Genomic DNA, 25586 nt, shown 5'->3' on the forward strand with positions numbered 1-25586 from the left:
CCCTTTTTGGTGATAGTTTTTCGACAACTCTATTTTACCAAAATCGGGGGTTTTTTGTATTTTTTTATGAAAACCTACGGTTTTCCAGTTATTTGGAAACATTTTTCAGTGACCTCGAACCGTCCCTGCGGTCCCTTGCAACGTGTGAACCAGTGGAACCGTCCCTGCGGTCCCAAAGTAAAAGAGGAGTAACCTGATCGCTCACAGGTTACTCCCCTTCTATTATGCGCTTTACTAGTATGACTTGTTTTATTTTAAAATATCCTCGATTTTAGTTAATTCTTCTTGGGTGAAATCGAGGTTTTTTAAACCTGCTACACTGTCCTCGACTTGGCTCACTTTGCTTGCGCCAACCAACGCCGATGTGACACGTCCTTTGCGAAGAACCCATGCTAGCGCCATTTGCGCAAGGCTTTGTCCTCTTTCTGTCGCCAGTTCGTTTAGTTGTTGGATTTTTTGTAAGACATCCTCTGTAATTTGGTCTTTTTTAAGGAATGTGTTTTCTTTCGCTGCTCTTGAATCGTTCGGAATGCCACCAAGATACTTATTCGTTAATAATCCTTGTGCCATCGGCGAAAAGACGATAGAGCCCACTCCATTTTCAGTTAACACATCCTGCAATCCATCTTCTATCCATCGGTCAAACATCGAATATCTTGGTTGATGAATAAGTAGTGGTGTTCCTAACTCTTTTAAAATACGAATTGCTTCTAACGTTTGCGTTGGGCTGTAGTTGGAAATTCCCACGTACAACGCTTTACCTTGTCTTACGATATGGTCAAGTGCACCCATTGTTTCCTCAAGTGGCGTGTTTGGATCTGGACGGTGCGAGTAAAAAATGTCGACATACTCAAGGCCCATTCGTTTTAAACTTTGATCAAGACTTGAAATCAAATACTTTCTTGAACCCCAATCCCCATAAGGACCTTCCCACATATGGTAGCCTGCCTTCGTGGAAATCACCATCTCATCACGATATGGAGCAAAATCCGCCTTCAGCATCTTTCCAAACATTTCTTCCGCACTGCCAGGAGGTGGACCATAATTGTTCGCTAAATCAAAATGGGTAATTCCAAGGTCAAAAGCTCTTCGTAAAATGTTCCGTCCATTTTCAAATGAGTCGACTCCCCCGAAATTATGCCACAATCCTAACGAAATCGCAGGCAACAACAAACCAGATTTTCCAACACGATTATACTTCATTTCACTATACCGATTTTCACTCGCTTGATAGACCATATGTATCTCTCCTTTATTGGGACAAAGGGACAGGTTCCTTGTCCCAGTTTTATTTTGGGACAGTGAACCTGTCCCCGTGTCCCACCAGGGGACCACCCTTATTTTTCTTTGAAAATTTCCATTAATTCTGCAGTGGCGTCGTCTGTATTTTGGACGTATGAGACGAGATGCTGCATTTGGCCGTTTTGGTTTTCGATGGATGCTGTGATTTCCTCGAGCGATGCGGTTGTTTCCTCAATGATCGCCGCAAATTCGCTGACAGAGGTTTCCATGGAAACCGTTGATTTCCCGATTTCGTTCGTAATTTTTTCGAAATGCTTTACAGCTTCATTCAGCTCGGAAACGGTGTCGTCGATGACTGTAAAGACGCCTTTTGTATCCTTTGTAAGCTTCACACTCTCGTCCATTTTTTCAGCGTTCTCTTTCATTTGCTTTTGCGTTAATGTCGTACTTTCGTTTACTTCTTTTAGATTTTCAGCGATGAGATTGGCTGTATTGGATGTCACTTCAGAAAGCTTCCGTATTTCAGACGCAACGACAGCAAAGCCTTTGCCACTTTCACCGGCACGAGCCGCTTCGATTGAGGCATTAAGAGCGAGTAAATTCGTTTGTGATGCAATTTCTTGAATACGGTCCGTAAATCCATTTGTCTCATTAATTTTTTCTACGAGTAGATTCATGGTTTCAGACATAGAAGATACCGATGCCTGGAAGTCTGTGATTTTTGTGAGTAAAACGTCAATTGTTTCATTTCCATTGTCAGCTGCTTGATTGGCATTATCCGTCTGAATGCTCAAGTGGTTTGAACCTTTTACAAGCTCCTGAACAACCCTATTCAGATTCTCAATGGACTCAGTAATCGTTGACGCGGATTCATTTTGCGTATTCATACCAGCAGAAATCTCTGAAACAGCGATGGTCATTTCATTGAAGGTATGCATTTGCTCTTCACCTTGGCGACGAATATTTGTAATGTTGTCGCTGATTGTTTGTGAGTTCGCCTCAAGCTGGGTCGCATGCTGCTTTCTCATTTGTAAAAGATGCTCCGTTTGTTCCTGCGTTGCCTGCATATCTTGAGTAAGTCGTCCAGTTACAAAACTTTGGAAAAACAGGGTTACAATGATAACCGTAAAGATTAAATAATAGATGATAAGCTCTTTCGGCATATAGCCAAACTCCTGCCCCTTTGTCACGAAAAATAAAACCGTGATCGCAATCGCACAAATTACACCAAAGAACAAGGTTTTACGCTTGTTGTAGATTGCAACCGTTGTCAACAGGTAGAACGGCAAGAGTACGATTGGCGCCGATTCCGAGCTTGACATAATAACAAACAGGACTACCGAAATCCCTATCACTGAAAAATAAGGTGTTTGTGTTAAAAATAAATTCTTATAAATCAGTATATGTAAGATAGATAAAAAAATCGCCCCACCTATTCCGATTGTGAGAATCATTTGTAGGGGTTGTCCAATTGAAGCTTCAACAATAATTGCTAGAATGACAGAAATAAGCGAAACAAGACCGACCAATTTGTTTTTTCGAATCAGATCCTCTCGTTTTAGCTCTTCAATGGATAAAATCGTTTCATTCATAAGGTTCTCCCCCAATTTAGATATCTCCCTCTATTTTACATTTTTTTCATAGTTTTGAATATAGATTTGTTTGGGGGTTTCGATTCAAACAAACGTTTGATTGACATTCGGGGCTACAGGACGAAGGGATTGCGGATTCAAACAAGCGTTTGTTTGAAAATTTAAAGGGCTTTTACTGAATTCTTAAATTGTTTTTGCTATATTAATAGAATGATAAAGATGGGGGTCAGCGTGATGTTCAATTCCAGAATAAATTATGTCATTTTATTATTTGTTGTTTTTGGCGGATTTCTTATTTTTGGTTTATCTGAAAATGTGAAAGGTCCTGCCCTACCAAGTATGGAAAAAGATTTTTCGCTAAATGAGACACAACTCGGAATACTGCTTGCCCTTAATTCTTTGGGCTATTTATTGGCGTGTTCTTTTACGTCATTCCTCACTACCAAGATTGGGATGAAACTGACAGGTATTCTCGCCTTTGCCTCAATGGCTGTTTCAGGTATCTTTTTGTATTTTTCAAACGGATATGCCTCCTTAATGGCTTCGTACTTTTTATTATATATCGGAAACGGAATGCTTGAGATTGGTCTTGGGATCATGGCGGCTCATATATTCACCAAAAATACAGGAACGATGATGAACCTGTCCCACTTTTTTTATGGTCTGAGTTCAGTTGGCGCACCGGTAATTGGCGCTTCGTTAATGGGGTGGAACTTTCTTGACGGTGAACTTGGATGGCGCGGCATGTACTTGATCATCCTATCTTTATCGATTTTACCGATTATCCCCTCCCTATTGGGGAAATTCCCAGGGTTAAATCAAGATGAAACTGAAAGTGAAACCATTTCGCTCCGTGGTCTCCTTCGTGATCCAATTGCATGGCTGATTGTAGGCGTCCTGTCATTTGGCGTTGTTTCTGAATTAGCAATCGGAAGCTGGCTTGTCTATTATTTACAGAATGCTTATGATTGGTCACTAAAAAAGGCTTCGGAAATGTTATCCTTATTTTTTATATTTTTTACACTTGCACGTTTGTTTGCGGGACCAATTACCGATAAAATCGGCTATACTTTTTCAATCATGCTTTTTTCCGCTTTTTCCGGAGTTTGTAGTTTGATTGCTGTTCTCGTTGGGGAACCGTGTGCGATTTTGTTTGCGATTGCTGGGATTGGAATTGCCCCCATCTATCCAACCGTTATGGCACTTCTTGCCAAAAGATATGCAAAAGGGGTAGGGATCGCCATGACATTTACTGTAACGCTTATGGGGATTTCAAGCGTGATTGGCAACCTGTTAATTGGGGTCATCATCAGTTCTGTTAATCAGTTTTTCGGACAAAACCCTGCCAATAATCTACTTGGGCTTCAAGCCGGTTATATCTTTATCGCAACTCTCGCTATCCTTTGTTCGATTTGTTGTGTGGTTTTATATAAAAGACTTCAGGTTCAAGATGGTGAAGTTATTTAAGAATGGCAGATGTCACTACAGTAGCATTATTGGAATACCAGTAATGCTTTTTTAATTAAGTCTTAAGAGCTTATTACAAGTTTTTCTTTTATTAAGAGAGGGTAACAATTCATTTAAGAGTTGGTAATTCCAGATAAATCGACAAGTTTTCAAAGAGGGCTTGTCTATAATGACAAGTGTCAAAGGGAAAGAAGCTTAGGATTAGAACAGATCTACAAACAAAAAACTACGCGATTTAGCTTTTTCAAAATTGAGGTGATAAAAATGGGCAACCTTTTACGATATGCTGTTCAGGCAAAAAAGAGGGATCTCATTAACAAGCTAATTAAACGAGGCATTTATAAAAAAAAGGACAAACACTTGTATGAGTTGACATTGAGTGAACTAGAAAAAGAGCATGAATTATACCACCAGGAATGACCTGGTGTCTACTTCCAAAGGAAGATACAACCTTTAAATTCAATGGGTACTCGACCCATTGCACTTCCCCACAAAAAAGCACACGAAAGGGGCAGCCCCACGGCTGCCCCTCCATCATATTAATTCAATTTTGATCGCAAATAGGCATCGATAAACATGTCAATTTCGCCGTCCATGACGCTTCCGGTGTTGCCGACTTCCACATTCGTGCGGTGGTCTTTGACCATAGAATATGGGTGGAAAACGTAGGATCGAATTTGGCTGCCCCAACCGATTTCTTTTTGTTCGCCGCGAATTTCGTCTAGTTCTGCTTGTTGTCTTTCAATTTCTAATTGATACAACTTCGATTTCAACATTTTCATCGCTTGCTCACGGTTTTTGATTTGTGAACGCTCGGTTTGACACGTTACAACGGTATTCGTTGGAATGTGGGTGATACGAACGGCTGAGTCAGTGGTGTTAATGTGCTGTCCACCTGCACCACTGGCACGGTACGTATCAATTTTTAAATCTTCACTACGAATGTCAATTTCGATTTCATCGTTAAACTCTGGCATAACCTCACAAGACACGAATGAAGTGTGGCGACGACCTGATGAATCAAAAGGCGAAATCCTTACCAAACGGTGTACTCCTTTTTCAGCCTTCAAATAGCCATAAGCATTATGACCTTTGATTAAAAGGGTTACACTCTTAATTCCGGCCTCGTCTCCAGGGAGATAGTCCAATGTTTCAACCTTGAAGCCTTTTTTCTCTCCCCAACGCGTGTACATACGAAGGAGCATGGAGCCCCAGTCCTGAGATTCCGTACCTCCAGCACCTGGGTGAAGCTCTAGGATTGCATTATTTTTATCATAAGGCTCGCTCAAAAGAAGCTGCAGCTCAAATTCACTTAAATTCTTAGACAATTCCTGAATTTCCTCATCAAGCTCTGCCTGTAAATCTTCGTCTGGCTCTTCCTTCACAAGCTGATAGGTAAGCTCTAAATTTTCATAGGCATCGTGTAGATTTGTAAATTCAACGACTTGGTCTTTTAATGCATTTGATTCGTTAATGATAGTTTGCGCGGCATTTTGGTCATTCCAAAAGTCAGGCATTGACATGATTTCGTCAAGCTCGGTGATGCGCGCTTGTTTGGCCTCTAAGTCAAAGAGACCCCCTGAAACCCGCTAATTTCTTAGCCATTTTGTCAAGTTCATGCTTAATATCTACTAATTCCATAAATTTTCCTCCAAGATGTAGTCTTTTCTATTATAATGAATCCCACTTGATTATCTTACTCATTTTCCCGCTAGAAGTCCCGTTTTTTTCGAAGGAAAAGGTGAGAGCTCATCTCTCACCCTTTCCAGTTTTATTCATCACTGGGACAAGGAACCTGTCCCTTTGTCCCATTATTTACCGTGACAGTTTTTGTATTTTAAGCCACTACCACAGTAGCATGGGTCGTTTCGGCCGATGTTAACGGCTTTTTGAACAGGGCGTTTCTTTGGCTTTTCTGCTTCGCCGCCTTCTTTTGGTTGAACGGCATGGCCCTTCGCCACTTCTTCACGTTGAAGATTGCTGCGGATTTGCGCCTTCATCACAAATTTCGCTACATCGTCCTCAATGGAAGCGACCATATTTTCAAACATCGCGAAGCCTTCAAAATTGTATTCGCGAAGTGGATCATTCTGACCGTATGCACGTAAATGAATACCCTGACGAAGCTGATCCATTTGGTCGATGTGGTCCATCCACTTGCTATCAACAGCACGAAGCACAACAACACGCTCGAATTCACGCATTTGTTCTGGCTCGATTTGTGCCTCTTTTTCATCGTAGCGAACTTTTACCTTATCAAAAATGAGCTCGGACATTTCTTCTGGCTCTTTACCACGAAGGTCGTTCTCCGTTATGTCGCCTTCATTTAAAAGGTTCGCATTGACATAATCAATGATACCTTTGTAGTTCCAATCTTCCTCCACCTCATCCTTTGGTGTATGAGCTTGAACTACGCGATCAAGGGAAGACTTAATCATATTTTCTACAACGTCACGAAGATTCTCGGAATCCAGAACCTCGAAACGCTGTTTGTAAATAACCTCACGTTGCTGACGAAGCACATCGTCATATTGTAAAAGCTGTTTACGCGCATCAAAGTTATTGCCTTCCACGCGTTTTTGTGCAGATTCAACCGCTTTAGAGACCATTTTACTTTGGATTGGCTGGGTATCATCCATGCCCAGACGCTCCATCATATTTTTCATATTGTCAGAACCGAAACGGCGCATAAGTTCATCTTCCATGGATAGATAGAACTGAGTCACACCAGGGTCCCCTTGACGACCGGAACGTCCACGAAGCTGGTTATCAATACGACGGCTCTCATGTCGCTCTGTACCAATAACGGCAAGACCACCAAGCTCCTTGACACCTTCGCCAAGCTTGATGTCGGTACCACGACCAGCCATGTTAGTCGCGATCGTAACCGCGCCCTTTTGACCAGCCTGCTCAATGATTTCTGCCTCGCGCGCATGGTTTTTCGCGTTCAAGACATTATGTTTCACGCCTTTTTTTAATAAAAACTTCGAAATAATTTCAGACGTTTCAATCGCAACCGTACCAACGAGAACTGGTTGTCCCTTTGCATGGCGCTCTGCAATATCCTCAGCAACCGCGCGGAACTTGCCCTCAATTGACTTATAAATTAAATCAGGACGGTCATCACGGGCAATCGGACGATTCGTGGGAATCACAACAACGTTCATGTTGTAGATGTTGCGGAATTCCTCTTCCTCCGTTTTCGCCGTACCGGTCATACCTGAAAGCTTTTCATACATACGGAAATAGTTCTGGAATGTAATCGTCGCAAGCGTCATACTTTCATTTTGAATTTCGACGCCTTCCTTCGCCTCAATTGCTTGGTGAAGGCCTTCACTATAACGACGTCCCTTCATTAAACGGCCTGTAAATTGGTCAACAATCACAATTTGTCCATCATCCACGACATAGTCAATATCGCGGTGCATACTTGCATTCGCTTTTAACGCTTGGTTGATATGGTGAATCAAAGCTACATTTTGAATATCAAACAGGTTCTCAACGCCAAACACTCGTTCAGCCTTTGAAATCCCTTCTTCTGTAAGCTGAACACCCTTTGTTTTTTCATCGTAGGTGTAGTCTTCTTCTTTTTTAAGAGTCGTCACAAATCCGTTTGCCTGTATATAGAGGGAAGTTGATTTTTGAGCAGAACCGGAAATAATCAACGGTGTACGCGCCTCATCAATTAAAATCGAGTCAACCTCGTCAATTACCGCAAAATAAAGCGGACGCTGTACCATTTGTTCCTTATAAAGGACCATGTTATCACGAAGATAGTCGAAACCGAACTCATTGTTCGTTCCGTACGTAATATCAGCGCGGTACGCTTCAATTTTTTCCTCACGTGACATGGAGTTTAGGTTTAACCCAACAGTCAATCCTAAAAATTCATAAAGCTGGCCCATTTCGTGCGCATCACGACTCGCAAGGTATTCGTTGACTGTAACAACGTGAACCCCTTTACCAGTGATCGCATTCAAATAAACAGGCATCGTGGAAGTTAACGTTTTACCTTCCCCTGTCTTCATCTCAGAAATATTTCCTTCATGCAGGGAAATCCCCCCCATGAGCTGTACGCGGTATGGGTGCAGCCCCAACACACGCTTTGCTCCCTCACGAACAACAGCGAAAGCTTCAACTAATAAATCATCGAGTTTTTCACCTTTTTGATATCGTTCCTTGAACTCTTCGGTTTTGCTGCGAAGGGCCTCATCTGAAAGCTTCTCCATCTCAGGATGAAGGGCCTCAATTTTATCGGCAAGTGATTCCAAGCGCTTGATTGTGCGTTTGTTTGGATCAAAAACTTTGTTTAAAATTCCAAGCATCATGTACGCTCCTCTATCGTAAAAATTCACACCAGCTGTGAGCTGAATGATTTTGTTGAAAACTTTAATGAAATAAATATCTTCTATTTTACCACTAAAAAGGACAAGGGTAAAATATTATCAGGTTTCTTGATGTGAGGGGATTCGACAAACACGAAAAGTGCAAGCCTTTTTAGTTGTTCGTCTACTAAATACTGCCACGTCCTGTGGCAAACGTAGACGTCAGCACCTCATGTGCAAGTCCGACAAGCACAAGACGAGCCAGCACGAAGGTTGCACTTTGACCTTCTTGCTGGATTGGCTTGTGACCTCGAGCTGCTCAAAGCAAAGCTTTTCGCAAGATACTCTTAGATGCTTATTCAGGGTGAAAACTGGCTAGGCGCTGGAACTAGACAAATAAGAAAAAGGCATCCTGTTACAAACAACAAGATACCTCAACAACTCAAACAAACTGACTCCTATCCGTCTTTTCACGTTGCATGTCTAAAAACTCGTCCCACATCGAAAGAAATAAATCCGTTAATTCAGGGTCAAAATGCGATCCCTTTCCTTCCACGATGATTTCCTTCACTTTTTCCGGAGCAAACGGTTCTTTATAAGCACGCTTGGATAACAACGCATCAAATACATCCACAATCGAAACAATTCGACCTTCCAACGGAATCTCTTTTTCTTTTAATTGATTCGGATATCCTGTACCGTCCCATCGCTCATGATGCGTTTTTGCGATACTGGCAGCCATTTGAATCACAGGTAATTCAAGCTTTGATAAGATTTGATGGCCAATCTGGACATGCTTTTTCATTGATTCCCATTCTTCACTCGATAATTTGCCAGGCTTATTCAAAATCGAATCAGGAATCCCGACTTTGCCAATATCATGAAATTTCGCTGCTACCCCGATATCCTGAATAAATTTCTCATCACATCCTGCCAATTCCGCAAGCTTAACCGCTAGCACCCCAATCCGGTCGACATGCTGGCCAGTGTCGTCATCACGGTATTCAGCAAGATCAAGTAAACTTTCAACCGTATCAAAAATCACTTTTGCATCCTCCGTTATATCTTGACTAACAAGCAAGAAATGATCAAGTTCAGCAAGCCGAGACTGTTTAAAACGCCATGTTTTATAATAGGAAGATTCTGCTTCACTTTCACGGGTCGTTAACACAGATTCATTAATATTAGTGACTTTTGCCGGGCATCCAATACATGGTAGGACACGATCATAAAACACTTCATAACAGCGCTTGCCTACACTATCCGAAGCACTAACTCCTCTATTCTCAAGCAACTTACTCGCTTTTTCATCAATCCACGTTAATTTACCAAAATCGAACGTACTAATTTCATAGGAATATATATTAAGAAAACTATATGTATGTAAAAAGCGATACGGCTTAAGGAATTCCTTAAGTATCGAAAGAATAAATCGTGAATACCTTTCAAAGGAAGTTAAAAACAACGAAACTCCTTTTTCATTCCGTTGCATTTTTTCCTGAAAAACATCCCGTAACACCTCATTCATGGTGTCCACAAGCGAGGTTAATAGATGGTCATTGACATGATGATCATTAATACTTCGCGTCCAATCCCGAATGATCCGATAACATGCCGCTTCATCCCGATACATTTTTTCATAGAAAAATTGTTTCAGAAAGTTTTTGATATATGGAATAAACGATTCCATAAATTTCATACTATCCTGCGGAACCCTTTTTAATAGTACTATTTTATACCGCTCAATCACTTCATTTAAACGAAATGTCAGTAAGCCACTATAGGAATCCAAAATATCGAAATCATCATGAGTCAATCCCGACTTTTTTTCGAGATGACGAAATTCATAACGCAACGGATACAAAGCTTTATCCAGCTCCACTTCATTGTATGCCTCCACAGTCATTTGCATATCAAAATTAAGAGTAGCCTCAATCGCATCTAACAACCGAAGCGCTTCGTCCCCTGGCAGCAAATTCCCCAGCAACCTCGAGATGATTTGACAAAAACGCCGATTTGTTGAAATATACCATGGCAAGTCCAATCCAATTTTTGAGTGAGCTTTGCCAATTAAAAAGCGATTATGTGTGTAAGTATCATCAATAACTGGTGAAAAAACCTGTTCTAAGTAGTGACGCTGTGCAGCCTTTAGCCGTTCAAGACTCGAGTGGTCATCGATAATCTTCTTCAAATGATCCACTCGATATAGTTCGTCATACAATTCTTCTACAATTTCATCAACCAAAGAAAGGAGTAATTCCTTATGTCGGTGGATTAATGCTAGCGACTCTTCCGTCAAACCCGTTAGAGAGATTTGCGCTAGCTGCTTAGGGTCCTTAATACGTAAATATGCCATCCATTACACTCCTTGGTAGAACACGAAATTAGAAAACGGTGATAATTTCATTATTTATAAGAAAATGGTAACAAAAACAGCTAAAAAAAGGAATCTAATATTGTTAAATCGCATAACTAATTTGATTCCTACCATTTCTCTTGGATGCATACAAGGAGTTATCTGCTTTTTCAATAGCTTGATAGAGTTCTTCGGGACCCTTGAGCTTAGAAACGCCAATCGAAACCGTGACATCAAGCTTCTGGTCCTCCACATAAAACGGCGTATGTTCAATTCCGCTATGAATCCCAGAAACAATGTTCATCAAGCTTTCCTTCGAATCTGCCTCTAAAAATAAAATAAACTCCTCACCACCATAACGCCCAAGTAAGGAACGATGGGGCGGAATAAGTCTCGTTAAGGTGGTCGCTACATTTTTTAACACCGCATCACCATGAAGATGACCAAAACTATCATTAATTCTCTTAAAATGATCCACATCAATCATCACAATATACATGGTACGAGAACTTGTCCTATTTTTAATATAATTTTCCACATAACGCATATTATAAAGCCCGGTCAGAGGATCGCGTTCCGCATAAAACCGGAGTCTTCTCTTTACCATCACTTCCCGGTCCAGCTGAAAAATGAAAAAATACAGTATAAACGCAGACACTTGGAGTCCCAATATCCGGATAAGATAAATTTCACCGAACATATCCACCCCATTCGGAACAAGAAACAAAATCGGCAAGTCCGATACAAGCCAGCACGCCGTCATTAACAAAAACAAGGCAAGTGGGTTTGGCATCGCTCGATCCTTTTTATGAAAAAGAAGAGCCAGTGTAACAGGCAGGATCATGCCGAATACCACGCCGGGCAAAGCTCCCACTCCACCCATGCCGAGCCTCCAGCTAACCGCAATCACAAGGGCAGGAATCGCATGCTTCCATCCGAACAAGATGGAGAAGATCACCAAAGGAACAAGACGAAGATCAAACTTATAGTCCTCAAAGCGGACTGGCAAATAAAAAAGAGAAATCACGCATGCCGAGATAAGAATAAGAACACCTGCTGAAAACAAATACTTGTTAATCGATTTTCGATTCGTCACCAGGATGCTGATGCATAAATACATGAACAATATGACTGCAATATTGGAAAGGGTTGGTTGTAAAATGGTTATCATAGATATCCCTGCTTTATTTTTAAAGTGAAAACTACAATATGGGTTTTGACGCACAGGAAATGGTAACGAGACCATCCCTCTGATATGGACAAAGACAATAGCAGCTGACAAATATTCTTATCTAGTTACAGTCCTTGCCTACTGGGAAAATCGGTAAGGCTTACAAGTTACCTGTGCATTTGTATTATCTACGATGTGAATCATTTTGGCTATGGGGGTTTTCCCCTATTTTTTCAAGAAAAGGACAAGACCCCCGCCTATCGACGACAAGCATAGGACGGACGCAAGCAGATCATGCTGTTTAGATGGGCTTGTCCAGGTGTCGAAGGTCCTAGGGCATTTGTGTATCTTCTCAAAAAAGAGGCAGCCTGGATTCAGACTGCACTCTTGGAAATTCGTTATTTTAGTTAGGTTCGATGATGCCGTATTTGCCATCCTTACGGCGATACACGACATTGGTTGTATTCGTCTCAGCGTTTGTGAATACGAAGAAGTTGTGGCCAAGCATATTCATTTGAAGAATTGCTTCCTCACTATCCATCGGTTTCAAATCAAAACGCTTCGTACGAACTAATTCATAATCCTCATCTTCCGCTTCTTGAACCGCTGTTGCAGTTCCAGTTCCACCATTAAACATGGTTTTGGTAGAACCCTTTTCACGAAGCTTACGGTTTACTTTTGTTTTAAACTTGCGAATTTGACGCTCAAGCTTGTCAGTCACAAGGTCAATCGCTGCGTACATATCCTCATGAGATTCCTCTCCGCGAAGCACAAGCTGCGGCATCGGAACCGTTACCTCTATTCTATGATCCTTTGCATTATTCACTTTTAAGTTAACATTTACATTGGCATCCGGAGTGTTTTCGAAATACCGTTCAAGCTTTCCAAGTTTTTTCTCAACATACTCTCGCAATGCTGGAGTTACCTCAATGTTTTCACCACGAACGTTGTAATTCATACAAGAACTCCTCCTTTTAACTCGGGCTAACTTACGCTAGTCCTGATAATGCATTGGACACAGCCAAGACCCTTTTTAGGGTATCCAACCTGTGTAACAATATAACCTTTTTGATTTAAGGTTATAATAACTAATTCAACACACACCTCCCCAATTCCTGCTTTTTTGTAAAGGAAATTTGAAGAAATTGTGAAAATATTAACTTGAAAGTGGGACACGGGGACAGGTCCCTCGTCCCACTGATAATCCCATATTATTCACTTTTTATGTTGTGAATGTAAATTTGTAAACAATATGTGTAGGTGTAAAAATATATGCATGTCTATGGTGAGATATGAATGGTACTAGTGTGGAATCTACGGTGAAAAGTGCTTGAAGAATTCTTCAGTAGTAGTATGTCCAAAATGTGGGAGGAATTACATCTTTTAAATAAATAGATAAAACCACCCATTTCCAAAATGCTCAAAAACAGGTGGTTCCATTATGTTTTGATATATTTTTCGGATACATATTTAACTTCATCCATGTTTATAACCACTTCGTAACAAGGTTCACTACAACCGGGCCTAAGAGCACAATAAATAATGTCGGAAAAATAAATACTACCATAGGAATTAGCATCTTAACCGGCGCTTTCATGGCTTGCTCTTTGGCAACCTGTCTTTGGTTCTCGCGGATCCGTTGGGTTTGTGCTTGCAGCACCTTTGTCATTCCGATCCCAAGCTGGTCAGCTTGAATAATGGAATTCATAATACTTCTGAAAAACTCAGATGGTACTCGTTCTCGCAGTTCAATAAAAGCCTGCCGCCTTGTTTTTCCAAGCTTCATATCTTCTAACGCATATAAAAACTCAGTTGAAAGGGGGGAATGCATTTGTTTACACACCTTTTTCAGTGCCCCATCGAGCCCCATCCCTGCTTCAATCGAAACGGTAATCATATCAAAAAAGTCGGACATCGACTTTTCAATCACTTTGATTCTTGCTTTCTTTTTCGCCGTTAAGTAAAAGTTGAAATAAGCGTAGACGAAAATGGAAAAAATGGTTGACATCATAATTACTTTAAAAGTTTCCTCTGTATTTGAACCAAAAAGGAAAAAGGATAAGATAAACACAATCACGGATAATGAGAGTTGAATCAGCTTAAAATCAACAGCCGTAAGTCTAAACGGATGACCCGCTGCTTGTAATTTCTTCTCCAAACTTTCCATTTTGGACTTTGACATTTTTCCAAACGTTATTCTCCGCACGTAAGCCAGAAACGGTGTAATGACCCGTTCTTTAAATCCTAATTCCTGATGTTCAAGTCCCTGAATGTCCTCTTCAACTACTTTTCTTCCATTCACAAAGGGTAAAATCCTTTGCTGCATTTTCCATTTTGTCTTATTTGTCTGATAAACGACTAATAGGAAAAGGGAAGTAAAAAAAACAAATGATGTAAGCCAAAATAGAAAAATCATGCTACACCTCAATCTTGATGATTTTTTGAATAAGCAACCAGCCAATTATGCCAGAAACCGCTCCAAAACCAAGTAATGTCCATCCAAGTGGGTGTGAAAGTAAGGGACTAAAATATTCTGGATTCATGACATTAAGGATTAGTCCTAATATAACTGGAAGTAAAGATATCACCCACGCGGACATCTTTCCTTGTGCCGTTAGGGCATTTAATTCTTCTTTCATTCGAACACGCTCTGTAATAGTGTCTTTAATCGTTTCTAAAATCTGAGTTAAATTCCCACCAGTTGTCCTCTGAATCAATAAAGCAGTGACGACGATGTCAAGATCCTTATTAGGCAGACGTTTTAACATCGCTTCAAACGCCGTTTCCATGGAGATTCCTAGATTGATTTCCTGAATTGCTCTAGTAAATTCAGGTCCAATCGGATCAGGTACTTCCTTTGCAATAATCTGCATGGCTTGCATAAAACTAAAACCCGATTTCATAGCTGTTGACATGGTTTCGAGAGTTTGTGGGAGCTGTGAAGCGCATTTTAATAGTCGCTTTTCTTTTTTAAATTTCAAATAGAATCTCGGAATGGTCCATCCTATAATGATTGCAATAAGGATCACAAACAGATGCATTTGAGACAATAGGGATAGGAACAATACAAAACCTACTATCACGACTCTTAACAAGATAAACTCTTCAGGTTTTAAAGGAATTCCTGCTGCCTCTAACTCAAGTTGTAATCTCTCTTGTTTATTTTTTCTCGGGTGAATGACGGTTGAAAGCTTGAGAAAGATTTCCTTCAGGTTGACACGTTCTTTTTTACTTGTCTCCGTCTCCTCAACAACCACCGTGTTCCGGATGTCATTTGGGATAAATGTTTCGATTCTGCGTTTTACGACATTTTTCTTACGATAAAAGTAGAATCCAGTCCCCCAGAATAATAGGGTAGAGACGAGAAAATAGACTAAATACATCTCATTACACCTCAATAAACCAATCGCTTGGTAAATGAATTCCGTAGTTTTCTAGTTTTTCAGATACATACGGCCTAATTCCAGTTGAAGAATACCTGCCTTCTATTTTTCCATCACTTGTCGTACCTGTTTGTTTAAAGGTAAAGAGGTCCTGCAGGATGATGGTGTCACCCTCCATGCCAATAACCTCGGTAATATGCGTGATTTTACGACTTCCATCCTTAAGTCTCGATTGTTGGATAATCAGGTCAACGGCGCTTGAGATTTGTTCCCGAATCGCACGTACCGGTAAGTCCATCCCCGCCATCAAAACCATGGTTTCCAAACGTGAGAGCATATCCCTTGGAGTATTGGCATGTCCTGTTGCAAGAGAGCCATCATGACCTGTATTCATGGCTTGAAGCATATCAAGTGCTTCTGCACTACGTACCTCACCAATCACCACACGGTCCGGACGCATACGAAGGGAATTTCGCACTAAATCACGGATCGCAATGGCGCCTTTTCCTTCAATATTAGGAGGTCTCGTTTCAAGGGAAATGACGTGGTCCTGCATTAACTGAAGCTCGGCAGCATCCTCAATTGTCACAATCCGGTCATCATTCGGAATAAACGATGATAACACATTGAGTAATGTGGTTTTCCCCGAACCCGTACCACCACTAATAAAAATATTTAGTCTTGCTTTTACACAGCCATCAAGGAACTTTGCCATTTCCTCACTTAGCGTTCCAAATTGAATCAAATCAGTCATTTCCAAACGTTTACTAGGGAATTTACGAATCGTAATCACCGGTCCAACAAGGGAAAGAGGTGGAATAATAGCATTCACACGAGACCCATCTGGCAATCTTGCATCAACCATTGGACTTGATTCGTCGATTCTTCTTCCAAGTGGTGATACAATCTTCTCAATCACCTGCATCACATGGGCATCATCCCGAAAATAGCTATCACTTTCAATTAACTTACCCTTTTTTTCGATATAAATTTGATAAGGACCATTCACCATAATTTCGGAAACGTCCGGGTCATTTAAAAGCGGGGTAATGGGACCAAAGCCAATCAATTCGTTCGTAATCGTGTCAATAAGCTCTTTTTTCGCTTCATATGTTAAAAAGCGGTCCTCATGCTCATTTAAAAATTCCATCGACTCTTTTTCAATAAACTTCATTTGTTCTTCCTCAGACATCGCTGGGTGTTTCTTTAGTTCAGAAATAATATGCTGATGCAATTGTGTCTTGAGCTCTGATTCTTTTGGCTTCTTGATTTCTTTTCGTTTGACCTCTTGAGGGCTTGTACTACTTACCGTATTTGTTTTTTCATTAAGCCGTTTTAATAGTGACAAACCAAACCCTCCCTATTTTTTTCGCGTAATAGACTTCCAAAATGACGGTTTTTCTTTTGTGACTTCCTTCTGTTTTGGTTTTCCAATGAGGTCATCTGCTAAAGCAAGAACCGATTTTGCAACTGGGGAACGATGTGCCATGGTTACAAAAGGATCCCCCTTATTAATAGAAGAAATCACCAATTTATAATCACTTGGAATACGTTGTTTAATCGGTAATCCTAACACTTTTTCAATCATTTCTGTAGTAAGCTCTGCAGACTCTGTGTCTCGGTTTAAAATCACTTTGATTCTATCTTTTAATCCTAAAATTCCAAGTGTATCAAGAGCGAGCTTTCCATTCTTTAATGACGGTAAATCAAGGCTTGTGATTAACAAGATTTCATCCGAGTTTTCTAAAGCCACTAAGCTTGTTTCGACAAACGAAGGTGGCGTATCGATGACAATCACATCAAACGTTTTTTTCAATTCTTGAATAATCGTATAGATGTGTTCACCCGTAACTAGCTCGGCATATTCCGGTAAATGAGGGGAAGCGAGTATTTCAATGCCAGTCTCGTCCTTTGTAAGGTAACCTTCAAGAGAAGTCGCCCCTTCTTCATATCCTTCTTTCATCCACTCATAGATCGTCTTTTTGGGCTTTAGATCAAATAAAAGCGAAACATCGCCAAATTGTAAATCTAGGTCGATAACCGCTACTTTCAAATTTTTCTTCATACACGCGACTGCTAGGTTGACACTTATCGTTGTCTTGCCCACTCCACCCTTTGTACTACACACTGTAATAACCTTACCTTCTATCGTTTCTTCCTGTGGGAGTCGTTGACTCTTCAGGTCAGCAATTTCTCTTGCCTTTTCAATCGCTTTTATACACTCTTGATCACTGTAAATACTCACTGCATCAACGGCACCAGAATACATAGCCTTTTTTAAATCAATGCTTTCATCCGGTAACATTAAGACGACCGCGGTTTGAGGATAGTGATACGTAATCTCCTGACAAACTGAGTACGTATCAGTGATCGAGAGTTCACCAAGTAAAATGATTGACTCCCCTTCAGTTTCTTTCAATGCTGAATGGAGTTCCGTAACGATATGGAAACTTGAAACTACACTATTTTTACCAATAAAGCCCTTCATTCTTTCGATATGGACATTTTTATCCATCAAAATATAATAGTGAATCACGCTATATCACCTTTTTCCACTTAAGATCCTGATGTTGCCTCTGTATCAGGACTCCCTTTTAGCATCAGGTTAATTGCACCTTTACTCGTTGCATTCGTAATGGCAATCCCGTGTTCAGGCGCTACCTCTAATGTGATGGTTTGATAGTTATTCGCACTTGCATCCTCGGCTACAGCCGTTGTTCTCCCTACAGCAAGGACCTTACTATTTTCTACCAAAAGCTGACTGTTATTCTCTGGAGAAATAGCAATCACATCTACATAGGAGCCAGGAACAATAAACCCCGAAACACCTTGAGTCTCATTAACCGAAATCGTGATGGCTCTCTTCCCATTTTCTATCGGCAGCAGCTGTTTTACTTGTTCAGTTGCTTCTACTTGTTCACTTGGAGCCATGCTTTCTGATTCAGCAGCTTTTACAGACTCTGTATTCTTTGATTCTGTAATAAAATAGAATAAAGTCGCTGAAAACAATCCAAAGGTGATTGCAAATATCCAAAGCTTTTTTCCGTTCATAGTACCCCACCTATTTTGTTAATTTATACCCATATGTGCCATAACTTTTTTGTGTGGATGATATGCTTCCTGGGTAAGTTGTTTGAATAAAAGTTCCAATGACTTCGGCGTTACTGCTTGTTGATGTCACATTTTTTATAAAGAAAGTGGCAAAGCCAACAACCTCAACTTGCTTCACCTGTTTTGCATTATCAATTAAAATTGGCTTAAAAACTGGTACTAAAATAAGTCGCTTGCAATCCTCGCTATAATCTAAATAGGTCTGATTTGGGCATGCCTGAATCCGCTTTGTAACAGCCGTATATGTCTTCCCGGCCATGGCACCTGTTTCAGTGTTTAACACATCTCCAACTTTTATTTCAAAACCATAGCCATTTTCTAAATCTGTTTCGTAATTTTTCGCACCTGGTCCAGTTAAAGCAAGGGCCCCAAAGTTCCCATACGTTGCATCTGCAACCTTTAGTTTTACTTCACTGCCAAATTGTAATGAGGACGAATATTCTACCCCAAGTGGGACAGCCCCAACTCCAGATGTAATCGGCATTAAATCGACAGAAGCAGTTGCCCGAATCACTGGATTTTCAAAACCAAGCGTACGAGCGAAAAATAACTCGACTTCCTTATTTGCAATGACCTCAATCGTTGTTGAGTTATTTTGAATAAAGGTCGAAAAATCATTTGGGTTCTCTTTATTCAGTTCGACCGTTTTGGTTGCCATCATTTGAGCTTGCGTCTGATTACGAGGCAGTTCCCCCGCTCCTGCCAAAGCAGCAGCATCCGCTACCTTTTGAATTTTTGCCTTTTCTAAGTATAGATTCCCCACATCAACGACCAATGCAAGCAATCCTAAAAATACACTCATCATGAGTGCCACTAGTACAATTGTTGCCCCATCTTCCTTTTTAAAAAGCTTCATTATTCGACCCTCATCGTTGTTTCATTTTTTAGCTGAAAAGGATTCGGTACGATACGATCGAGAAGTGGGGTTGTAAGCGAAACTGGATAAGAAATCGCAATGGTTACAAATTCACCTCTTGAGCGACCACTTTCTGGTGAAATGTTTACTTTAACCAATTCGCTTGTCATTAGTTCTGTTGCCTCAACTGCAATCCGACGGATGTCCTCATTGCTTCCGCCTACACTTGCAACTCTAGCGGCTTCTCTACTCGCATGATTGAGTGTTAAATACGCTGAAAATATCCGTCCAAAGTCAATGATTCCGAATACTATAAACAAGAGAAGTGTGATGGACAATGCCATCTCTACAATTCCCTGCCCATTCTGCTTCCGTATCACATTACCTCAACTCCACTATAAAGAAGAGTCCCAATGACGATCGCAACTCCATAAGGAAAGGCATGATGCATATCCTCTTTATCGATTCCATCAAGTGTCCGGAAACGCATCGCAAAGAATACTTTTTTGAAAAAGAAACCTACTTCCTTTTTCGAAATTAAGATGGCAAGTGCAATAATTCCACCGATAATGGCGATCACGAAGAAGGATTGAAACACAAAATAACTACCCTTCAAAGCGCCAATCGCACCAAGCAGCTTTACATCGCCCGCTCCCATTCCCCCAAGAAGGTAAGGAATCATAAGTAAACCAAATCCCGTAAGAATGCCTAAAAAGCTAAACTGAAGGCCATCCAAACCATTGGTCACTGTATGAAAGATTAAACCGATAATCATAGTCGGAAATGTAATAAGGTTATATATTTTTCTTTCTTTTATATCCGTAATAAAAGAAATGAGAAGTGCTAAGAATAAACATACATTTAGCATTTATCCACCTCATTTTAAAGTTCATTTAAAAATCCCCTACTCTCACGTTAGTTTGGATAGTAGGGGAAGTTGGTTAATACAATTAGTTCACTTATTATTGGTAATTATTCTACAAAATCAGTGCCATTAAGTTTTTCAGCTACAATTTCAAACTTTGCTTTTATTTCATCACCGAAGAATCCCATAACTCCAACAGCTGCAAGAGCGATAAGTCCAAGAATTAAACCGTACTCAGTCATTCCTTGACCTTTTTCTTCTGTGAAAAATTGTTTGATTTTTTGCATGATATATAGTTCCCCCTCGAAATTTTCGTTTGTATTTTTTTGACATTCGATTCGGTACAAAAAAGGGGCAATATTATCCGAAAGAATAATATCGCCCCTTATGGGTTCGATTTATTTTTCGGTAGCTGGCAAGCATATTGTTTTCACAATGAAGCCCCTATAGCTTTGCGTCGCTAGGTTTCCCCAGGTTTGCCCTTATCGAATTTGTCATTGTTGTTTGCCTTACGAGTTAGAATATATCATGTGACTATGGAATCAAACAATCTGTAGATAATGGAAAGGAAGGAAAGAAATATGAGAAAAAAGGATGAAGTTCTTAACTTGCCAATAAAACTAAAGACCTACAACACCTTCCTGAAACGGTTTAAAGGCTTGATGTTTCAACTTAAACCGATCAAAAACGAAGCCATTATTCTAGAGCCTTGTAATTCCATCCATATGTTCTTCATGTTTTTTCCAATTGATGTTGTATTTCTTGATAAAGAAAATCGAGTGGTGAAAACGATAGATAATGTAAAACCTTGGACTGTCATCTTTCCAGTAAAACATGCATACAAAACTATTGAAATGCCCGTTGGGTCGATTCGGAAGTTTGGGATTCAGGATGGGTGTGTGATTGAAGTTTGAGGAGTTGCGGTTTAGGTAGACGTGTCGATTTATGAAATATGCCGAAAAAATGCCATCTTGGAAGATGACATTTTCTACTTGTTATTCATCATATATTCTTTTATTTTTTCAACTGCTACAGGCTTGGAAAAATAATAGCCTTGTCCCAAATCACAACCAAACTTGGCCATAGCTTCTGCCTGTTCCTTTGTTTCAATCCCTTCAGCCACAACCTTTAATTTCAAGCTATGGGATACATTTATAATGGTTTGAATGATTTTCTGATTTGATTGTTCATGTTCAGACTTATCAAAGAATGACTTATCTATTTTAATATAATCAAATGGAAGTCGAGATAAATAGCTTAAAGAGGAGTACCCTGTTCCAAAGTCATCTAATGATAAGTGAATACCTAAGCTCTTAATCCGTTCAAGTATTTTAACTGTTTTATTGATATCAAAAATGGCAATGCCTTCTGTTACTTCCAGATTCAATAAGTATGGCGGAAAGTGTGTTTGCATTAAAATCTTTTTAAGCTTTTCCACAATATTTTCTTGGAATAATTGGATGACAGATAGATTGACACTTAACATGAGAGGTTTAGGTAACCTCATGACATGGTGAATAGCTTCTTCCAAGACCCAGTCGCCTAATTGATTAATAAATCCATTATTCTCTGCAAGCGGAATGAATTCCATAGGGGAAATGAAACCAAACTCTGGATGTTTCCATCTAATAAGCGCTTCGATCCCTCTTATTTCTTTCGTAACAATTTCAATTTTCGGCTGAAATTCCAAATAAAATTCACTTTGTGCCAACCCTTTTTGAAAATCACCTGTTAGCTTTGCTATCCTTTCCACTTGCCTCATCATGAAGTCATCATAAAATTCGTAACCCTTCCCATTCGTTACATTATCTTTAATATGATGTAGGGCAATATTGGCATACTTTATTAATGAGTCAACATCTACTGTATGTTTTGGAAATAAGCTTATTCCTATTCTCAGGTTCGATTCTAGACCCAAATTAAGAGATGTGGGCACTATACTTATGATTTTTTCAACCATTTCTTCCACTTCAGAAATGCTTAATTCGCGCAACAGGATGAAAAATTCACAACCATTATACCTTGTGATAAACCCATATTTATCAACTAATTCACTTATTTGATTTACAACTGATTTTAGTACCTCATCGCCAACATTTTGACCGTATGTGTCGTTTATGATACTTAATTGAACAAAGTCCATGTATAGAAGCGCAAGCTTTTTGTTTTGGGACTTTGCCACCTTTACCTCTTTTTCAAGCATTTTATGAAAAAGATGTTTGTTTGGAACACCTGTCAATGGATCATAGTAGGCAAGAAAGTGTATTTGCTCTTCAGTTTTCTTTTTTTCCGTAATATCACGAGTAAGACCATTGAAACGAATAGGTTCATTGTGATGAGTAAAAACGGGTTTTCCCTTGGATCTGACCCAACCGATAGACCCATCCTTTCTTACAATCCGATATTCGATATTAAAAGGAGTCTTATTAAGAAATGCATCTATAAAAACATCCTCTACGTATTTATCCTCTTGGTAAATATATTTGTTCCATAACTCTAATTCAGTGAATTCTTGGTGCGTATATCCAGATACTTTCTTAATGCCATTCGTAAATAGCATTTCATTTGTTTGGTAATCATATGACCAAAAGAAAATATCTATATCTTCCCCTAAAAAATCTACATTCTCTTGACCTGTTTTTTTTAAAAAGGAAATCAAATTATTTACTTCAAATTCTGTATAAATAGCATCCATTGAATCACCTTTATTTCAAATAATTCTACATGTGTTGTTCCTATCAAACATTCAAAACTAATTTTTATCCATTGGCGTCCCAAGGTAAAAAATTGTAAAAGAATTATACAAAAACTCCTTCCCCGAGAATATCGGGAATTTGTAATAGATTGAATACCTCCATTACTTCTTCTCTGACATTTGAAATTACAATAGTAATCCCATTTTCCTCCATCGTTTTAACCAAATTAAGCAATAAACCAATCCCCGAAGAATCAACAAACGGGACATCTCTTAAGTTCAGGGTAACAGAAGAGTATTTTTCGATAGCCGGGAGTATTTCCTCTTCTACTACTTCCGTCCCATCAATGTCTAAATCACCTTCTAATTTAACTTCTACCGTTTCCTCTTCCTTTATTAATAAAAAACGAATCATTATAAAATCACCTATCCTGTCATTGAATCTCAATTGTGCCATTATCGTTTAGGTATGCTGTTACATGATATCTAGCTTCCGTAAATGTATATTTACGATGACCAATTTTGATCGTACATCCTTCCATAACCTTTTTCATAACTATTTTTTGGTCTTCAGGGACTGCTATTAAGGTTGAAGTACCACTCTCAGCCCCGACCTCATTGATATCTACACCTAAGCGACCATACACCTCTCCACCACGAAGGACTCCATAAATTTTCAATGTTCCTCCAGCATGTATCTTTGTATTAATACATCCATTTCCAAGGATCAGTATATTTCCACTACAATACAGTTTACTATTTACCGAGCTTGAAATAGTTATATAGGAATCAGGCTCCACAGGCGTCTTACTAAGTTCATGCAAATCCTTTACCTTCCGAGATAATAGCTTGATTGATTCTAAAGAGGTAATCTGATTGGTTAATGAGAGAAAGAGTTTGTTCAGCAGAACCGCTATTTCTCTCCATTCATCATCTTGGAGATAGCCCTCACTCCTGTTCACAACATCGACGTACTTTTTGGCAATCGGAGGAAAGTTTTTGAACTTTCTTTCCAATAAAATTTTTAATAACGGCTGAATGCCTGCCCTTGTTAAGTCACTTGATTTAAAAGCTGCTGATTGTGACAACTGCCCAATTACTTCAACAATATTTGTCATATGTTGTTCTATTATCCCAAGAAGATGCCCTAATTCCGCAACCAGCATATTGTTTTTTCCCGCTGAAATTTCTGAACCAATAATCGTACCGTATCCAATTACAGCACCGCTTGCATTTAAAGTTGCATGGTCAACCGCTTTATGGACCATAATATCGCCTTCTGCCTCAACCATCATCCCATGTTTTACTTCACCGACAATTTCTATATCTCCAGAAAATCGAAGATTCCCTGATGCTAAGTCAACATCACCTAAATGTGTTAGTTTTTGCATAAGTGATATTTTTACAAGCTGTCCCCTTTTCTCAAGAAAAGGACGACCTGATTCTGTTGCAACAACTTTATCATCAACAACCATTACCCCATTACCTGTTCTTAAAACAACAGGATGTACCTGTTTTGCTGGCAATGGCTCATTTGTGACTGTATATCCAATTTGGCCGGGTATAGGAGGATGAACAACTGCAAGAAGCTGCCCCCTCTCCACAGATGGAATCGTTTTTATTTCTCTAAAGTCTACACTGCCATCCTCTTTTTCCTGAAGTCCTTCGGTTGTTTCAATAGCCACTTTTATTTCAACCCAACCATCTTTACCAGGCTTAGGTAGGATTCCTGTCACAATTTCAAATGTGCCAGGTTCTACTGCTTCCAGCGCTTTACTTATTTCTGTGTGATTAAAACCGTGTCTTACATTCAACGTCTCTAATTTAAATAAAACATCCTCGTAGGAAAGTGTATTTTGTATCTCCTTCACTTCTTCAGCAATCAATTCAATATGGTGGTTAGCTCCTATATCTGGCACTTTTTTCGTAATTTTAAAACCTGGCTCCACCTCTAATACTACTTTTAATCGATGATTGTCCATGGAAACCGACCATTTTGTATCCTTGACCTCATCTTCCACTCGAATTTCGTATGAATCCTGTTCGGAGATAATTGTTGTCGTATCCTTTACTCTAAGACCATTTTTATAAAGAGAAATGCCAGGTTGTACCGTGACCATAGGAAAATGAGTAGGTGATGACTTACAATATAGGTGACCATCCTTGACCCATACTTTGCCATCGTATGATGATGCAGGATTCATTTGAGGCTCCTGTATAACAGATTCGGTTTCACCTAATTTCTCCACTGGCGTTTCTTTTTGATTAGATACATTGTCCGCAATTAATTCCATCTCATCAATAACCGATTCGTTCAATTCGTTTACTTTTGACTGCTCTAGCTTTTCATTTTTGACTTTCGTCAGTTTTACAATTCCTTCCTTCGAACCGATTCCTAAAAATCCTTTGGTTTCATTTTGAATAATTTCAATGGCTACATGATCTTTTGTTGTTTCTAACAAATTTAGTCCTATCGCTATTGCTTCCCTAATATCTTTTCCTTTTGCAACAATACTTTCCATA

The 25586-nt window shown here is 39.6% G+C and carries 22 protein-coding genes and 1 riboswitch; of the genes, 3 read left to right on the top strand and 19 right to left on the bottom strand.

Going from position 1 to position 25586, the window contains the following annotated elements:
• Window positions 1–249: 249 nt before the first annotated feature.
• Together mgrA and E1I69_RS18140 are read right to left on the bottom strand one after the other, a co-directional pair.
• Window positions 250–1239: an L-glyceraldehyde 3-phosphate reductase gene (gene mgrA / locus E1I69_RS18135; protein WP_136380967.1), complete on the bottom strand. Its 990-nt coding sequence runs from the start codon at window positions 1237–1239 to the stop codon at window positions 250–252.
• 98 nt (window positions 1240–1337) lie between these two features.
• Complete coding sequence (locus E1I69_RS18140) at window positions 1338–2834, bottom strand: methyl-accepting chemotaxis protein (RefSeq protein ID WP_136380968.1); 1497 nt, start codon at window positions 2832–2834, stop codon at window positions 1338–1340.
• A gap of 234 nt (window positions 2835–3068) precedes the next feature.
• Here E1I69_RS18140 and E1I69_RS18145 point away from each other — a divergent pair, with 234 nt between their 5' ends.
• Together E1I69_RS18145 and E1I69_RS18150 are read left to right on the top strand one after the other, a co-directional pair.
• Window positions 3069–4301 carry an MFS transporter gene (locus tag E1I69_RS18145; protein ID WP_136380969.1) on the top strand — a complete coding sequence of 411 codons (1233 nt, stop codon included), beginning with the start codon at window positions 3069–3071 and terminating at the stop codon, window positions 4299–4301.
• A gap of 264 nt (window positions 4302–4565) precedes the next feature.
• Window positions 4566–4721 carry a Fur-regulated basic protein FbpA gene (locus E1I69_RS18150; RefSeq protein ID WP_136380970.1) on the top strand — a complete coding sequence of 52 codons (156 nt, stop codon included), beginning with the start codon at window positions 4566–4568 and terminating at the stop codon, window positions 4719–4721.
• A 119-nt stretch (window positions 4722–4840) separates the two neighbouring features.
• Here E1I69_RS18150 and prfB read toward each other — a convergent pair.
• From prfB to E1I69_RS18220, 14 genes are all read right to left on the bottom strand, one after another.
• Window positions 4841–5942, bottom strand: a protein-coding gene (gene prfB, locus E1I69_RS18155; protein ID WP_136380971.1) for a peptide chain release factor 2 whose coding sequence is annotated in 2 segments (ribosomal slippage) — window positions 4841–5869 and window positions 5871–5942 — 1101 coding nt in all. Because the reading frame shifts where the segments join, the coding sequence is not laid out codon by codon here.
• Between the two features lie 170 nt (window positions 5943–6112).
• On the bottom strand, window positions 6113–8626 hold the full coding sequence (gene secA / locus E1I69_RS18160) for a preprotein translocase subunit SecA (protein WP_136380972.1): 2514 nt from the start codon (window positions 8624–8626) through the stop codon (window positions 6113–6115).
• A gap of 442 nt (window positions 8627–9068) precedes the next feature.
• Window positions 9069–10982 carry an HD domain-containing phosphohydrolase gene (locus tag E1I69_RS18165; RefSeq protein WP_136380973.1) on the bottom strand — a complete coding sequence of 638 codons (1914 nt, stop codon included), beginning with the start codon at window positions 10980–10982 and terminating at the stop codon, window positions 9069–9071.
• A 103-nt stretch (window positions 10983–11085) separates the two neighbouring features.
• On the bottom strand, window positions 11086–12153 hold the full coding sequence (locus E1I69_RS18170; protein ID WP_161974932.1) for a GGDEF domain-containing protein: 1068 nt from the start codon (window positions 12151–12153) through the stop codon (window positions 11086–11088).
• Between the two features lie 403 nt (window positions 12154–12556).
• Entirely contained in the window at window positions 12557–13111 is a 555-nt protein-coding gene (gene hpf, locus E1I69_RS18175; RefSeq protein ID WP_136380975.1) for a ribosome hibernation-promoting factor, HPF/YfiA family, read from the bottom strand.
• 528 nt (window positions 13112–13639) lie between these two features.
• Window positions 13640–14455 (bottom strand): type II secretion system F family protein, encoded by an 816-nt coding sequence (locus E1I69_RS18180; protein WP_161974933.1) that lies wholly within the window; start codon window positions 14453–14455, stop codon window positions 13640–13642.
• 115 nt (window positions 14456–14570) lie between these two features.
• Window positions 14571–15536, bottom strand: a complete 966-nt coding sequence (locus E1I69_RS18185) for a type II secretion system F family protein (RefSeq protein WP_136380977.1) — start codon at window positions 15534–15536, stop codon at window positions 14571–14573.
• A 4-nt stretch (window positions 15537–15540) separates the two neighbouring features.
• The gene (locus E1I69_RS18190; protein ID WP_242634635.1) at window positions 15541–16884 is read right to left on the bottom strand and encodes a CpaF family protein; all 1344 of its coding nucleotides are present in this window, start codon (window positions 16882–16884) and stop codon (window positions 15541–15543) included.
• 12 nt (window positions 16885–16896) lie between these two features.
• Entirely contained in the window at window positions 16897–18072 is a 1176-nt protein-coding gene (locus E1I69_RS18195; protein WP_161974934.1) for an AAA family ATPase, read from the bottom strand.
• 20 nt (window positions 18073–18092) lie between these two features.
• On the bottom strand, window positions 18093–18587 hold the full coding sequence (gene cpaB / locus E1I69_RS18200) for a Flp pilus assembly protein CpaB (RefSeq protein ID WP_136380979.1): 495 nt from the start codon (window positions 18585–18587) through the stop codon (window positions 18093–18095).
• A gap of 10 nt (window positions 18588–18597) precedes the next feature.
• Window positions 18598–19503, bottom strand: coding sequence for a pilus assembly protein TadG-related protein (locus tag E1I69_RS18205; RefSeq protein ID WP_136380980.1), 906 nt, complete (start codon window positions 19501–19503; stop codon window positions 18598–18600).
• Window positions 19503–19883 (bottom strand): TadE/TadG family type IV pilus assembly protein, encoded by a 381-nt coding sequence (locus E1I69_RS18210; protein ID WP_136380981.1) that lies wholly within the window; start codon window positions 19881–19883, stop codon window positions 19503–19505. Before E1I69_RS18210 ends, E1I69_RS18205 begins: the two co-directional genes overlap by 1 nt.
• The gene (locus E1I69_RS18215) at window positions 19880–20371 is read right to left on the bottom strand and encodes an A24 family peptidase (protein ID WP_136380982.1); all 492 of its coding nucleotides are present in this window, start codon (window positions 20369–20371) and stop codon (window positions 19880–19882) included. Before E1I69_RS18215 ends, E1I69_RS18210 begins: the two co-directional genes overlap by 4 nt.
• 104 nt (window positions 20372–20475) lie before the next feature.
• Window positions 20476–20658 (bottom strand): Flp family type IVb pilin, encoded by a 183-nt coding sequence (locus E1I69_RS18220; protein ID WP_207308572.1) that lies wholly within the window; start codon window positions 20656–20658, stop codon window positions 20476–20478.
• Between the two features lie 114 nt (window positions 20659–20772).
• Window positions 20773–20859, bottom strand: a riboswitch (cyclic di-GMP riboswitch).
• Window positions 20860–20949: 90 nt separating this feature from the next.
• Here E1I69_RS18220 and E1I69_RS18225 point away from each other — a divergent pair.
• Window positions 20950–21282 (top strand): DUF192 domain-containing protein, encoded by a 333-nt coding sequence (locus tag E1I69_RS18225; protein ID WP_161974935.1) that lies wholly within the window; start codon window positions 20950–20952, stop codon window positions 21280–21282.
• Between the two features lie 74 nt (window positions 21283–21356).
• On the opposite strand, the gene E1I69_RS18230 is transcribed toward E1I69_RS18225, so the two are convergent.
• The 3 genes from E1I69_RS18230 to E1I69_RS18240 all read right to left on the bottom strand — a co-directional run bounded on the left by E1I69_RS18230 (window position 21357) and on the right by E1I69_RS18240 (window position 25585).
• The gene (locus tag E1I69_RS18230) at window positions 21357–23063 is read right to left on the bottom strand and encodes a bifunctional diguanylate cyclase/phosphodiesterase (protein ID WP_136380985.1); all 1707 of its coding nucleotides are present in this window, start codon (window positions 23061–23063) and stop codon (window positions 21357–21359) included.
• 103 nt (window positions 23064–23166) lie between these two features.
• On the bottom strand, window positions 23167–23478 hold the full coding sequence (locus E1I69_RS18235) for an STAS domain-containing protein (protein ID WP_207308570.1): 312 nt from the start codon (window positions 23476–23478) through the stop codon (window positions 23167–23169).
• A gap of 19 nt (window positions 23479–23497) precedes the next feature.
• Entirely contained in the window at window positions 23498–25585 is a 2088-nt protein-coding gene (locus E1I69_RS18240) for a FapA family protein (protein ID WP_136380986.1), read from the bottom strand.
• Between the last annotated feature and the right edge of the window lies 1 nt (window position 25586).

Origin of the sequence: Bacillus timonensis, from assembly GCF_004799755.1 — a bacterium.
GTDB lineage: Bacteria > Bacillota > Bacilli > Bacillales > Bacillaceae_L > Ferdinandcohnia > Ferdinandcohnia timonensis_A.